Genomic DNA, 13890 nt, shown 5'->3' with positions numbered 1-13890 from the left:
ACTTATTCTGTTGTTTTCAAGTATAAGCAAAACCAGGTTGCCCACTTTTGTAGCAGGCGGCCGTAGCTGAAGTACTTATTTTTCCTACCAGGCGGCGAGCCGAAGACAGTACAGGCAACATGGCGAGGCAAGCCGACACGGCAGGAAGGAATAGGTGTTTTAGCGATACACCGTCAAACCGCCCCGGGGCGGCCAGGAAAATCAAAGAAAATAAGAAGGAGCAGCACATGAACCCGATGTATATCACCTTCGGCATCTATCTGGTTGCCGTTCTGTTAATCGGCCTCGCGGCCTATTTCTCCACCCGCAATTTCGACGACTATATCCTCGGCGGCCGCAGCCTGGGCCCGTTTGTTACCGCCATGTCGGCCGGGGCTTCGGATATGTCCGGCTGGCTGCTGATGGGCCTGCCTGGCGCAGTGTATCTAAGCGGCCTGAGCAAATCTTGGATTGCCATCGGCCTGATTATCGGCGCGTATCTCAACTGGCTCTTGGTGGCCGGGCGGCTGCGCGTGCACACCGAATACAACAACAACGCGCTCACCCTGCCCGATTATTTCCACCACCGCTTCGGCGCGCAGGGGCAGGCAATGAAGGTGATTTCCGCATTCATCATTCTGTTTTTCTTCACCATTTACTGCGCCAGCGGCATTGTGGCCGGTGCCCGCCTGTTCCAAAGCCTGTTTACCGGCATGAGCTACACCAGCGCCATGTGGTTGGGCGCGGGCGCCACCATCGCCTACACCTTTATCGGCGGCTTCTTGGCGGTGAGCTGGACAGACACTGTGCAGGCCACACTGATGATTTTCGCCCTGCTGCTCACGCCGGTGATGGTGTATTTGGGTGCGGGCGGGGCAGATGAAGTTTCCGCCATCATCCAAACTGCTGCCGCTACCAGCGGTAAGGAATACGGCAGCCTGCTGCACGGCACGACTTTCATCGGCATCATTTCCACTGCTGCCTGGGGCTTGGGCTACTTCGGCCAGCCGCACATTCTGGCGCGCTTCATGGCTGCCGAAAGCGTGAAATCGCTGGTGGGCGCGCGCCGCATCGGCATGACTTGGATGATTTTGTGCTTGGGCGGTGCAGTGGCCGTGGGCTATTTCGGCATTGCCTACTTCGGCGCCCATCCCGAGCAAGCCGCTGCCATGCAGGGCAACCACGAGCGCGTATTCATCGCCTTGTCCACCCTGTTGTTTAACCCGTGGATTGCCGGCGTGATTTTGAGCGCGATTCTGGCTGCCGTGATGTCTACTTTGTCTTGCCAGCTTTTGGTGTGCTCCAGCGCCATCACCGAAGACTTCTACAAAGGCTTCCTGCGCCCGAACGCGCCGCAGAAAGAATTGGTGTGGATCGGCCGCATCATGGTGCTGGCCGTAGCCGTTATCGCCATCCTGATTGCTGCCGACCCCGAAAGCAAAGTGCTGCAACTGGTGGAATTTGCCTGGGCCGGCTTCGGCGCGGCATTCGGCCCCATCGTGATCCTTTCCCTGTTCTGGAAGCGCATGACCGCCAACGGCGCATTGGCTGGCATGATTGCCGGGGCGGCCGTGGTGGTGCTGTGGGTGCAGGTGGTGAATCCTGCGCTGGCCAACGCCGGCATGGCCACGCTGTATGAAATCATCCCCGGCTTCATCGCCTGCGGCCTGACTGCCGTGGCCGTGTCGCTGATTGGCAAAGCGCCTGCCGAGGAAATCTGCCAACGCTTCGAAAAAGCCGATGCGGATTACCGCGCCGCGAAATAAAGGGCGGCAAGAGGCTACCTGAAAATTTTCAGGTAGCCTCTTTAAGCCTGTATCAAACGGAATAAAGGCTACCTGAAGCTGCTCCGGCCTTTTCAGGTAGCCCTTAATCGATTAACCGAGCCCTACCCCTACCAAACATTTTTTCACATTATCCGCAGTTTGGTTTATGATTCCGTATTATCGAAGTTCCAACCAAGCAGCCATCCATAACGAAACAGAGGCTACCTGAAAAAGCGGTTTATCGGGCAGCCCCACCAACCACGGAGACCAACCATGTTCCAATTCGCCCATCCCCAACAAACCAACCTGCGCCAAGCCGTTACCGATGCCTACCGCCGCGACGAAGTTGAAGCCGTGCAGGATATGCTCGAACGCGCCCAGATGAGCCAAGACGAGCGTACCGCCGCCGACCGGCTCGCCCGCCGGCTGGTGAAGCAGGTGCGCGAAGAGCGCCGCCGCGCCAGCGGGGTGGACGCATTGATGCACGAGTTTTCCCTTTCCAGCGAAGAAGGCATCGCCCTGATGTGTTTGGCCGAAGCCCTGCTGCGTATTCCCGATAAAGCCACCCGCAACAAACTCATCCACGACAAAATCTCCGGCGGCGACTGGAAAAGCCACCTCGGCAACAGCCCCTCTTTATTTGTAAATGCTGCCGCCTGGGGCTTGCTGGTTACCGGCAAACTGGCTGCAGCCCCCAGCGGCCAGAGCCTCGGCAACGCGCTCACCCGCATCGTGAGCAAAGGCGGCGAGCCGCTCATCCTCAAAGGCGTAGACTACGCCATGCGCATGCTCGGCAAACAGTTCGTTACCGGCCAAACTATCGAAGAAGCCTTGAAAAACGGCAAAGAGCGCGAAAAACTCGGCTATCTCTATTCCTTCGATATGCTCGGCGAAGCCGCCATGACCGAAGCCGATGCCGAACGCTATTATCAAGACTACGTCAACGCCATCCACGCCATCGGCCAAGATGCCGCCGGCAAAGGCATTTATGAAGGCAACGGCATTTCCGTCAAACTCTCCGCCATCCACCCGCGCTATTCCCGCGCCCAACACGGCCGCGTGATGGGCGAGTTGCTGCCGCGCCTGAAAGAATTGTTCCTGCTCGGCAAAAAATACGATATCGGTATCAACATCGACGCCGAAGAAGCCAACCGCCTCGAACTCTCGCTCGATTTGATGGAAGCCCTGGTTTCCGACCCCGACCTGGCCGGTTACCACGGCATCGGCTTCGTGGTGCAGGCTTATCAGAAACGCTGCCCCTTCGTAATCGATTATTTAATCGACCTCGCCCGCCGCAACAATCAGAAGCTGATGATCCGCCTGGTGAAAGGCGCGTATTGGGACAGCGAAATCAAATGGGCGCAAGTGGACGGCTTGGACGGCTACCCCACCTACACCCGCAAAGTCCACACCGACATTTCCTACCTGGCCTGCGCGCGCAAACTGCTCGACGCGCAAGACGCCGTATTCCCGCAATTCGCCACCCACAACGCCTATACCCTGGCCGCGATTTACCAGATGGGCAAAGGCAAACAATTCGAACACCAATGCCTGCACGGCATGGGCGAAACCCTGTACGACCAAGTGGTCGGCCCGCAAAACTTGGGGCGGCACGTGCGCGTGTATGCGCCGGTGGGCACGCACGAAACCCTGCTGGCCTACCTGGTGCGCCGCCTGCTGGAAAACGGCGCGAACACCTCGTTTGTCAACCAGATTGTGGATGAAAACATCAGCATCGACACCCTCATCCGCAGCCCCTTCGACACCATCGCCGAACAAGGCATCCATCCCAACGCCAGCCTGCCGCTGCCGCGCAATCTGTATGGCGGAGAACGCCTCAATTCGCAAGGCCTCGACCTGAGCAACGAAAACACGCTGCAGGAACTGCAGGCCGCCATGAATGCCGTAGCCGCCGCGCCGGTGCAGGCCGTGCCGCTTTTGGCCGCGGCCGCCCCAACCCAGGCCGCGCATGAAGTGCGCAATCCGGCCGACCACAGCGAAGTGGTGGGCAGTGCCGCCTTCGTGGAAGCCTCTGCCATGCCGGAAATCATCGCCGCCGCCAAAGCCGCCGAAAGCAGCTGGGCCGCCGTTTCCGCCGCCGAACGCGCCAACATGCTGCGCCGCTTGGCCGACCTGATGGAAGCGCACATGCCCGAGCTGATGGCCTTGGCCGTGCGCGAAGCCGGCAAAACGCTGAACAACGCCATCGCCGAAGTGCGCGAAGCCGTGGATTTCTGCCGCTACTACGCCGACGAAGCCGAACACACGCTACCTGAAAACAGCCAGGGCGTGGGCACCATCGTTACCATCAGCCCGTGGAACTTCCCGCTGGCCATCTTCACCGGCGAAGTGGTGGCCGCATTGGCCGCAGGCAACACCGTGGTGGCCAAACCCGCCGAACAAACCAGCCTGATCACCTACCGTGCCGTGCAGCTAATGCACGAAGCCGGCATTCCGCGCAACGTGTTGCAGCTTGTGCTCGGCGCGGGCGACGTGGGCGCCGCCCTCACGCAGGACGAACGCATCAACGGCGTGGTGTTCACCGGCTCCACCGAAGTGGCCCGCCTCATTAACCAATCGCTCGCCCGCCGCAGTGGCCAGCCCGTGCTGATCGCCGAAACCGGCGGCCAAAACGCCATGATTGTGGACAGCACCGCGCTGGCCGAGCAAGTGTGCGCCGACGTGCTCGCCTCCGCCTTCGACAGCGCCGGCCAGCGCTGCTCCGCCCTGCGTATTTTGTGCGTGCAGGAAGACGTGGCCGACCGTATGGTGAACATGATTCGCGGCGCGATGGACGAATTGCGCGTGGGTAACCCCGCCGAGCTGAGCACCGATATCGGCCCGGTAATCGATGCCGAAGCGCAGGCCAATCTGCAAAGCCACATCGACCGCATGAAAGGCATCGCCAAATCCAGCCATCAAATCAGGCTACCTGAAAATGCCGATAACGCCACCTTCATCGCGCCTACCCTGTTTGAATTGAACAATTTGAACGACTTGCAGCGCGAAGTGTTCGGCCCGATCCTGCACGTTATTCGCTACCGTGCCGACGAGCTCGACCAGCTCATCGACCAAATCAACGCCAAAGGCTACGCCCTCACCGGCGGTATCCACAGCCGCATCGATGGCACGGTGGAACACATCCGCCGCCGCATCGAAGCCGGCAACCTTTATGTGAACCGCAATATCGTCGGTGCCGTGGTGGGCGTGCAGCCCTTCGGCGGCCATGGCCTCTCCGGCACCGGCCCCAAAGCCGGCGGCCCCTTCTACCTGCAACGCCTCAGCCGCCTCAACAGCTGGCGCACGCCCCCGCTCACCCGCAGCGGCCAGGCCGACGAAGACGCGCTCAACCGCCTGCAAAGCCTGCTGCAAAGCCTGCCGCTCACCCAAGAGCAGAAGCTGGACCTGGCCGGCAGCCTCGGCCGCGCCCGCGTACACACCCTGCGCCAGGCCGAGCAAGTGTTGCGTGGTCCCACCGGCGAACACAACGTATTGAGCTGGCAGGCGCCCAAACGTGTGTGGCTCTACGGCGGCAGCCTGCCGCAAGCCTTCGCCGCCTGGATTGAGCTCGCCGGCTCCGGCATCACCGCCCTCGTGTCCGACCAGCATCCCTTGGTCGCCTACGCCGAACAGGCTTCCGACCTGCTGGAAACCTCCGCCACGCCCGCTTCCGCCGGCATCAGCCACGTGGTTGCCCTGGAAGAATTGCCGGTGGAAATCAAACAGACACTGGCCGGCAGCGACGGCGCACTGGTGCGCATCATCAACGCCCAACACGGCGTGGACGTGCTGCAGCTGTTTGAAGAAACCTCCTGCAGCATCAACACCACCGCCGCCGGCGGCAACGCCCACCTGATGGCCGCAGGCGATTAAACCAGCGCTTATAGAGACAAGAAAAAGGCTACCTGAAAAGTTTCAGGTAGCCTTTATTACTGCTTAAATGGGAATGGGGCAAGACGGCAAGCCGCAGTCAGTACTGCTAGAACGGCTAGGCAAACCAATGCAGGTTTCATTCACCATCTTGAAAATATCAAATGCTTTGCTCGATGTTAAGTATCCGGCCTATCGTGCGTAGATAAGAAAAAGGCTACCTGAAACTTTTAGCTTCGCAGGAACTTTGCTGCGTTGCGTTTTGACTGCGTTGAAGCTGCGCTTTCAGGTAGCCTTTCGTTGCGCTACGCGCCAACTCAATCCTGCCGACGCTTTTCCCACAGCTTCATCAGCGGCAACACCACCGTGCAGGCAACCGCGCCCACGACGAGGCCGGTGATTAGGTAGGCGAGTGTGCCGGTGAGGCCGCTGTCCCAGTGGTGTTCGTTCAGCCAATGGTGCAGCGCGCCCCAATTGTGGGCAAAAATGCCGCCACCCACGAGGAACATGGCCAGCGTACCCACGATGCTGACGCCGCGCATAAACCACGGCATAAACAAAATAATGGCTTTGCCAACCGCAGCGGTGGCCGGGCGGCGCATCAGGGCGAAGCCGAAGTCGTCGGCCTTCACAATCACCGCCACGATGCCGTACACAAATATGGTGAGCCCGATGCCGATGAGCAGCAGGCTGATGATTTGGGTGGTAAGACTGGATTCGGCCACCACGCCCAGGGCAATGATGACGATTTCGGCAGAGAGGATGAAGTCGGTACGGATGGCGCCTTTGATTTTGGCGTTTTCGTCTATCAATTCGTCGGGCACGCTGTGGGCGCTGCCGTCGCGGCGGTGCATCAGCTTGTGCAGCAGTTTTTCCACGCCTTCGAAACACAAATAGCCGCCGCCGAGCATTAAAAGCGGCGTAATCAGCGCGGGCGCGAACACGGAAAGCAGCAGGGCGGCGGGAATCAGAATCAGCTTGTTCACCAGTGAGCCCTTGGCCACCGCCCACACGATAGGCAGCTCGCGGTCGGCGCGCACGCCGGTTACCTGGTTGGCATTGAGCGCCAAATCGTCGCCCACCACGCCGGCGGTTTTTTTGGCGGCCACTTTGGTCATCAAGGCCACGTCGTCGAGCACGGAGGCTATGTCGTCGAGCAGGGTGAGGAGGGAGGAGAAAACCATTTTGAATCCTTGTGATATAAATTTCAGGTAGCCTTTTGGACATGGAGGAAGGCTACCTGAAAATCGTGATGCTGTTGTTTTTGGGTGTGTTAAGCCAGAATACGGCGGCATTATAGCCAAAGTGCTTATTTCCTCATACGGCGTCGGCTCGCCTTGCCGCACTGCCTGCGGCTTGCTGCTTTGCCCCGTGCTTAATTTTTGCCCGACGGGGTTAAAAATGCAGTTGCTACTCGTTAGTTTAAATGATCGGGTAAGGGAAACCCAAGATTTTTGTCCCCATACCAAGATAAATTTTCCTTTTTCCAATAATCTGTGTGAGACAGGATGACACCGAGTTTGATCATGGCTAAATAAATAGCTTGCAGCATATCTTCACCGATTACCCTGCCCTCATCCAAATAATCCTGTTTGCTTATTTTATATTGGCAAATATATGCTTTGTATTCGTCGGAAAAAAAGGGCTGATACAAGGTAATCTCAACAAGTTCGCCATTTCCTGTACGTAATTCTCTGTATCCTATGATTCTATGCATACATTCACCATACGGGCACGTTGGCACGAAAGGCTACCTGAAAAAGAAAAATCCGTTTTCAGGCAGCCTTTATCATGCGGGCTTATTCGGGTTTGGCTTTCACCGCCATCAGCGTGTGCAGGCGGCGGTTGTCGGCGCGGGCCACGGTGAATTGCAGGGGGCCGATAACGGCTTTTTCGCCGCGCACGGGCAGATGGCCGAGCTCTTTGATTACCAGCCCGCCGATGGTGTTCACTTCTTCATCGCTGTAGTCCGTGCCGAAAAATTCGTTCACGTCTTCGATTTCGGTAACGGCGTTGATGCGCCAGCGGTCGGGGGAAACGGCGAAGATATTGTCTGCGCTGTCGTCTTCGTCGAACTCGTCTTCGATGTCGCCCAAAATCTGCTCGATTACGTCTTCCAGCGTGACCAGGCCGCTGATGCTGCCGTATTCGTCCACCACCACGGCCAGGTGGTTGTGCATATCGCGAAACTCTTTAAGCAACACGTTCAACGGCTTGCCCTCGGGCACGAACACGGCCGGGCGCAGCACGTTTTCAAGCTTGAATTGTTCGGGATTGAGGGTGTATTTGAGCAGGTCTTTGGCGTGCAGGATGCCGAGCACGTTGTCTTTGTCGTCGGCAATCACGGGGAAGCGGGAATGGGTGGTGCCCACCACATAGGCGATGATGCGGCTGATGCTGTCGCCGGCTTTCACCACGTCCATTTGGGCGCGGCTGATCATGGCGTCGCGCACTTCCAGCCCGCGGAAATCGATGATTTTTTCCAGCCATTGCTGGGTGTCTTCATCGAAGATTTTCTGTTCGCGCGCTTGGCGCAGCAGGGCGAGTATGTCTTCGGGGGAATCGGGGCCGTCGCCGGCGAGGCGGCCGAACAGCCGTTCAAAAAATCCGGGCTTGGCCGGGTGGTCGTCCATTTCAGTCTGCATCCTGTGCGTAGGGGTTGGGGTATCCTAACTGATTCATCAGGCGGATTTCAAGTGCTTCCATGGCTTCGGCTTCATTAGGCTCGATGTGGTCGTACCCCATCAGGTGCAGTACGCCGTGCAGGGTGAGGTGGGCGAAGTGCGCTTCCAAGGTTTTGCCCTGTTCGGCAGCCTCACGCGCCACCACCTGCGGGCAGATAACCAGGTCGCCGCGCAAAACGGGCAGGCTACCTGAAAGCCCGGCCAAAGCGGCCTGCTCGCCTTCATCCAGCGCAAAGCTGAGCACGTTGGTGGCGTAGTCTTTTTGGCGGTAGTCGCGGTTGTAGGCGTGGGCGGTTTCTTCGTCGAGCAGCAGCAGGCCGATTTCGGCACGGCGGTACTGCGATTTCACGGCCTGCCACGCCCAGCGGCGGAATTGCGCCTCGCCCGGGCAGCCGGGCAGCCGGGCTTGATCGGCAAAATACAGTTGCAGGCGTTGGCGCAACAGGGCGGGAAAGGGATAACGTTTGGCGGTTTTCATGGTTTGGTTTGAATCGGAAAACGGGCGCTATTATAGCGGGAAAGGCTACCTAAAAACCCGGGAATGCGTTTTCAGGTAGCCTTTTTGCGGGCTGACAGCGCAGGCACGACATGACATCCGAAACTAGCGTCCGTACAGTTCGCTAATCATGCGGATTTGTTCTTCGCTGGCTGCTTCCACGCCCAGCCTTTGCGCCAAGGCGAACTCGCCGCCCAACCCCTGTGCGGCAGCGGTCTGCCGCCATGCGTTCAGTCGCTCTTCGCCGCTTTGTTCTTTTTTAAGCGGCGCACGGTTTGTGCGGCGCGTTGTTTGTTGGTGTCTGTCATGGCGTCCTACTTTCCCGTTTTTAGGTTGGCCGGATGTTTCAGGCTGCCTGAAACAGAATTCCGGCAGAGCCGAGAGATTCTCAACGGCACGCGTTCCAGTTGAATTTGGCGGCGGCCAGTTCTTCCATGAAATGGTCGCGGTAAAGGTAGGTGTGGTCGTCCGCCTTGTCGTTCCAATAGCGGCGCAACGGTTGCAGTGCGGCGCGGCAGGCGGTTTTGTTGCCGCTGTTTTTATAGGCCACCGCCAAATCGTTGCGGGCGCGCATTTGTTCGGTAATAAACATGAAACTGTTGCAGGTGTTCACATACTGCTGCTGGATTTGCGCGGCTTGGGCGTAATTTTTGGCACGGTAGGCAGCCTGAAAGCGCTGTGCGGTGTTTTTGGCGGCAGACTCGGTGCAGGCGGCGGGCAGGCGGTGGTATTGATCCGCAAAATGTGCGTTGAGCCCGCAATATTCCGCACAGGCTTTGCGGGCGGATTCGGGCACGGTAACGTTTACTTTGTCGCGGGCAAAGGTAAAGCGCACTTCGCAGCCTTCGCCGTCGCGGTAAACATTGTTGTTCAGACGGCCTTCCAAATTGCACAGATTGCCGCTGGAATTGGTGGTGTTGATGGAAAAGGTTTTGCCGTCTGTGGACACGCCGACGCCGCCGCTTTCAAAGGGATGATCTTTGAACCTATATTCTTGCGCATGGGCGGCAGTTGATGCGGCCAGCAGGGCGATTAGGAGGTATTTCATGAGGTTTCCTTTCGGTAAGTTAGGTTTTTGGGGGGAGAGACTTTCCGTTTCAGGCTGCCTGAAAACGGAACGGGCGGGATAAACGGCACAGCCCGCCCGAACGGGGGCAGCCTGAAGCCAAGCCTGCCCCATTTTCCGCTATAATCGCCCGTCTTTCAACCAACCGAATTTTCAGGCAGCCTGCACTATGCTCAACAAATACGCCCCCTCCGAACTTGAATCCAAACACTATCAAAACTGGGAAGCCAAAGGCTATTTCTCCGCCGATTTTTCCAAACCCGAAAGTTTCTCCATCCAACTGCCGCCGCCCAACGTTACCGGCACGCTGCACATGGGCCACGCCTTCAACCAAACCATCATGGACGGACTGGCGCGCTATTACCGCATGAAAGGCCGCAACACCTGCTGGATTCCCGGCACCGACCATGCCGGCATCGCCACGCAAATCGTGGTCGAGCGCCAGCTTGCCGCGCAAAACGTGTCGCGTCATGATTTGGGTCGTGAAAAATTCTTGGAAAAAGTGTGGGAATGGAAAGAAGTGTCCGGCGGCACGATTACGCAGCAGATGCGCCGCGTGGGCTGCTCTGCCGACTGGACGCGCGAGTATTTTACGATGGACGACGTGCGCGCCGAAACCGTGACCGAAGTGTTCGTGCGCCTGTATGAGCAAGGCTTGATTTACCGCGGCAAACGCTTGGTGAACTGGGATCCCGTGCTTGGCACGGCGGTGTCGGATTTGGAAGTGGAAAGCGTGGAAGAACAGGGCTCTATGTGGCACATCCGCTATCCGCTGGCGGACAATCCTGCCGAAGCGGTGGTGGTGGCGACCACGCGCCCCGAAACATTGCTGGGCGACGTGGCCGTTGCCGTCCATCCCGAAGACGAACGCTACACGCATTTAATCGGCAAGCAATTAACCCTGCCGCTCACCGGCCGCACCATTCCCGTGATTGCGGACGAATATGTAGAAAAAGACTTCGGTTCAGGCTGCGTTAAAATCACGCCCGCGCACGATTTTAACGACTACGAAGTCGGCAAACGGCACAACACCGAACTCATCAGCGTATTGGGTTTGGATGCGAAAATCCTTGCCGAAGCGCAGGCCTGCGATTATCGCGGCACGCCCACGCAGGTGTGCAGGCTGCCTGAAAAATACGCGGGGCTGGACCGCTTTGAAGCGCGCAAACAAATCGTGGCCGATTTGGACGCAGCCGGCCTGCTGGTGAAAACTGAACCGCACAAACTGATGACGCCGAAAGGCGACCGCACCGGCTCCGTGATTGAGCCGATGCTGACCAACCAATGGTTTGTCGCCATGAATGCCAAGCCGCAGGGCATCGAGCCGAACAGCGAATACCGCGGCCTGAGTTTGGCGGAAAAGGCGAAAAAGGCGGTGGACAGCGGCGCGGTGCGCTTTATCCCCGAAAACTGGGTCAACACCTACAACCAATGGATGAACAACATCCAAGACTGGTGCATTTCGCGCCAACTGTGGTGGGGGCATCAAATCCCCGCGTGGTATGACGAAGAAGGCAGGGTGTATGTGGCGCAGGACGAGTTCGGCGCGTATTGGGATGCCTTTGCCGTCCGCTACGAAGCACGCCAAAACGCAGGTATCGCGGACAACAGCGATTTGCGCCTGATGGCGGATTTTATCCGCGTGGTGCAGAAGCTGGAAAGTTTGGAACTGCCCGCCGACAATGTGCAGGCTGCTTTGGCAGACGAAAAAGCCCGCGCTGTTAAGCAGGCGCAAGCCGCAGGTATACGGCTTACACGCGACGAGGACGTGCTGGACACATGGTTCTCCTCCGCGCTCGTGCCGTTTTCCACGCTCGGCTGGCCGTCCGAAACCGACGAACTCAAAGCCTTCCTGCCGTCCAACGTCTTGGTTACCGGCTACGAAATCATCTTCTTCTGGGTCGCCCGCATGATTATGATGACCACCCACTTCACCGGCAAAGTACCGTTTAAAGACGTGTATATCCACGGCATCGTGCGCGACCACGAAGGCAAAAAAATGTCCAAATCCGAAGGCAACGTCATCGACCCCGTCGATTTGATTGACGGCATCGACTTGGACAAACTGCTGGTGAAACGCACCACCGGCCTGCGCAAACCCGAAACCGCGCCGAAAGTGGAAGAAGCCACACGCAAACTCTTCCCCGAAGGCATCCCCAGCATGGGCACGGACGCCTTGCGCTTCACCATGGCGAGCTACGCCAGCCTCGGCCGCAGCGTGAACTTCGACTTCAAACGCGCCGAAGGCTACCGCAACTTCTGCAACAAAATCTGGAACGCCACCAACTTCGTCTTGATGAACACCGAAAATCAAGACTGCGGCTACGGCGCAACCGCCACCGAACCGCGCGGCTACTCCTTCCCCGATATGTGGATCATAGGCCGTCTGAATCAGACCATCGAGCAGGTTACGCAAGCCTACGAAACCTACCGCTTTGATTTGGCAGCGGAAACCCTGTACAGCTTCGTGTGGAACGACTATTGCGACTGGTATTTGGAACTCGCCAAAGTACAGCTCCAAACCGGCTGCGCCAGCCGCCAACGTGCCACACGCCATACCTTATTGCGCGTACTCGAAGCCGCCCTGCGCCTGCTGCACCCGATTATCCCGTTCATCACCGAAGAATTGTGGCAAACCGTCGCCCCCATGTGCGACGCGAAAACCGCCGACAGCATCATGCTCGCCCGCTTCCCCGAAGCCGACCGCGAACAAATCGTTCAGACGACCTTCGAGCAAATGACCGTGTTGCAGGATTTGATCGGTGCCGTCCGCAACCTGCGCGGCGAAATGGGCATCCAGCCCAACGTAAAAGCCCCGCTGTTTGTCGAAAGCGCGGACGACTTGGCGGACTACCTCAAATACCTGCCGATGATGACCCGCCTGACCGAAGCACAGCAAGTCGCCGCCCTGCCCGAAAGCGAAGACGCGCCCGTCGCCGTCTGCAACGGCGCGCGCCTGATGCTGAAAGTCGAAATCGACAAAGCCGCCGAAACCGCCCGCTTGAGCAAAGAAGCCGAGAAGCTGCAAAAAGCCTTGGACAAACTCAACGCCAAACTCTCCAAACCCGGCTATGTGGACAAAGCCCCCGCGCATTTGGTGGAAAAAGATAAAGCCGAACTGGCGGAGTTGGAAGAGAAGATGGCCAAAGTGCAAAGCGCATTGGCGAAGCTGAAAGAGTAAACCTCTCCTGCGCGTGAAGAAGGCTACCTGAAAAACCGTTTCAGGTAGCCTTTCTGTTATACAAGCCGCGCCGATAGGATTAAAATGCCGCTGGCAAAGACGGCCAGATTGCGCGGCACGGCATAATCAAATAGAATGCTTAATCTAGAGCTAAAACCTAAATTGTGCCGTAAGCGCTTCGCCAAGCAACAATTCTGGCTTTTCTCCCACTATATCAAGCTGCTTTTGGCAGCATTAAGGATACCCATGAGCAATTTCGTTCCACAAAACAGCTACACCAAAGAAGAACTCTTGGCCTGCGGCCGCGGCGAGCTTTTCGGCACGGGCAACGCGCAGCTGCCGCTGCCCGATATGCTGATGATCGACCGCATCGTGAACATCAACAACACCGGCGGTAAATACGGCAAGGGCGAAATCATCGCCGAATTGGATATCCACCCCGATTTGTGGTTCTTCGGCTGCCATTTCATCGGCGATCCGGTGATGCCCGGCTGCCTAGGTTTGGACGCCATGTGGCAATTAGTCGGCTTCTTCCTGGGCTGGACAGGCGCGCCCGGCCGCGGCCGCGCCCTGGGCTGTGCCGAAGTGAAATTCACCGGCCAGGTATTGCCCAAACACAAGAAAATCACTTACCACATCCACATGAAGCGCGTGATGAACAGCAAGCTGGTGTTGGGCATTGCCGATGCGGAAATGAGCGTGGACGGCCATAAGATTTACGAAGGCAACGGCCTGCGCGTAGGTTTGTTTACCAGCACAGACGATTTCTAGCCAACGGGCTACCTGAAAACGCCGGCTTTGAACCAATAGAAGCTTCTGCGTTTACTTTTCAGGTAGCCTACTTTCCT

Annotated in this window: 8 protein-coding genes and 2 pseudogenes; 5 read left to right on the top strand and 5 right to left on the bottom strand. The window is 57.9% G+C overall.

Annotation, left to right across the window (positions count from 1 at the left end):
• Window positions 1-227: 227 nt before the first annotated feature.
• The 3 genes and pseudogenes from putP to ELB75_RS13165 all read left to right on the top strand — a co-directional run.
• The gene (putP, locus tag ELB75_RS01515; RefSeq protein WP_126982440.1) at window positions 228-1745 is read left to right on the top strand and encodes a sodium/proline symporter PutP; all 1518 of its coding nucleotides are present in this window, start codon (window positions 228-230) and stop codon (window positions 1743-1745) included.
• Window positions 1746-2018: 273 nt separating this feature from the next.
• Window positions 2019-5331, top strand: a pseudogene (gene putA / locus ELB75_RS01510) (bifunctional proline dehydrogenase/L-glutamate gamma-semialdehyde dehydrogenase PutA); the annotation flags it as partial.
• An 83-nt stretch (window positions 5332-5414) separates the two neighbouring features.
• A pseudogene (locus ELB75_RS13165) lies at window positions 5415-5618 on the top strand (L-glutamate gamma-semialdehyde dehydrogenase); the annotation flags it as partial.
• Between the two features lie 314 nt (window positions 5619-5932).
• On the opposite strand, the gene ELB75_RS01505 reads toward ELB75_RS13165, so the two are convergent.
• The 5 genes from ELB75_RS01505 to ELB75_RS01485 form a co-directional block, all read right to left on the bottom strand.
• On the bottom strand, window positions 5933-6799 hold the full coding sequence (locus ELB75_RS01505) for a DUF808 domain-containing protein (RefSeq protein WP_126982438.1): 867 nt from the start codon (window positions 6797-6799) through the stop codon (window positions 5933-5935).
• 233 nt (window positions 6800-7032) lie between these two features.
• Window positions 7033-7332, bottom strand: coding sequence for a DUF6968 family protein (locus ELB75_RS01500; RefSeq protein WP_126982437.1), 300 nt, complete (start codon window positions 7330-7332; stop codon window positions 7033-7035).
• Window positions 7333-7414: 82 nt separating this feature from the next.
• Window positions 7415-8248, bottom strand: a complete 834-nt coding sequence (locus ELB75_RS01495; RefSeq protein WP_126982436.1) for a CorC family transporter — start codon at window positions 8246-8248, stop codon at window positions 7415-7417.
• Between the two features lies 1 nt (window position 8249).
• On the bottom strand, window positions 8250-8777 hold the full coding sequence (gene ybeY, locus ELB75_RS01490; RefSeq protein ID WP_126982435.1) for an rRNA maturation RNase YbeY: 528 nt from the start codon (window positions 8775-8777) through the stop codon (window positions 8250-8252).
• Between the two features lie 406 nt (window positions 8778-9183).
• On the bottom strand, window positions 9184-9843 hold the full coding sequence (locus tag ELB75_RS01485; protein WP_126982434.1) for a hypothetical protein: 660 nt from the start codon (window positions 9841-9843) through the stop codon (window positions 9184-9186).
• Between the two features lie 187 nt (window positions 9844-10030).
• Here ELB75_RS01485 and ELB75_RS01480 point away from each other — a divergent pair, with 187 nt between their 5' ends.
• Window positions 10031-13042, top strand: coding sequence for a valine--tRNA ligase (locus tag ELB75_RS01480; protein WP_126982433.1), 3012 nt, complete (start codon window positions 10031-10033; stop codon window positions 13040-13042).
• A gap of 246 nt (window positions 13043-13288) precedes the next feature.
• Window positions 13289-13813 (top strand): 3-hydroxyacyl-[acyl-carrier-protein] dehydratase FabA, encoded by a 525-nt coding sequence (gene fabA / locus ELB75_RS01475; RefSeq protein ID WP_126982432.1) that lies wholly within the window; start codon window positions 13289-13291, stop codon window positions 13811-13813.
• The last annotated feature ends 77 nt before the right edge of the window (window positions 13814-13890 follow it).

Source organism: Eikenella corrodens (assembly GCF_003990355.1).
GTDB classification, from domain to species: Bacteria; Pseudomonadota; Gammaproteobacteria; order Burkholderiales; family Neisseriaceae; genus Eikenella; species Eikenella corrodens_B.
Note: the sequence above shows the minus strand (reverse complement) of the source record. Positions and strands in the feature narration are given on the sequence as shown.

Excerpts from the sequence above, each read along its gene's own strand:
- putP (WP_126982440.1), top strand. The coding sequence starts at position 228 with ATGAACCCGATGTATATCACCTTCGGCATCTATCTGGTTGCCGTTCTG.
- ELB75_RS01505 (WP_126982438.1), bottom strand. The coding sequence starts at position 6,799 with ATGGTTTTCTCCTCCCTCCTCACCCTGCTCGACGACATAGCCTCCGTG.
- ELB75_RS01500 (WP_126982437.1), bottom strand. The coding sequence starts at position 7,332 with ATGCATAGAATCATAGGATACAGAGAATTACGTACAGGAAATGGCGAA.
- ELB75_RS01495 (WP_126982436.1), bottom strand. The coding sequence starts at position 8,248 with ATGGACGACCACCCGGCCAAGCCCGGATTTTTTGAACGGCTGTTCGGC.
- ybeY (WP_126982435.1), bottom strand. The coding sequence starts at position 8,777 with ATGAAAACCGCCAAACGTTATCCCTTTCCCGCCCTGTTGCGCCAACGC.
- ELB75_RS01485 (WP_126982434.1), bottom strand. The coding sequence starts at position 9,843 with ATGAAATACCTCCTAATCGCCCTGCTGGCCGCATCAACTGCCGCCCAT.
- ELB75_RS01480 (WP_126982433.1), top strand. The coding sequence starts at position 10,031 with ATGCTCAACAAATACGCCCCCTCCGAACTTGAATCCAAACACTATCAA.
- fabA (WP_126982432.1), top strand. The coding sequence starts at position 13,289 with ATGAGCAATTTCGTTCCACAAAACAGCTACACCAAAGAAGAACTCTTG.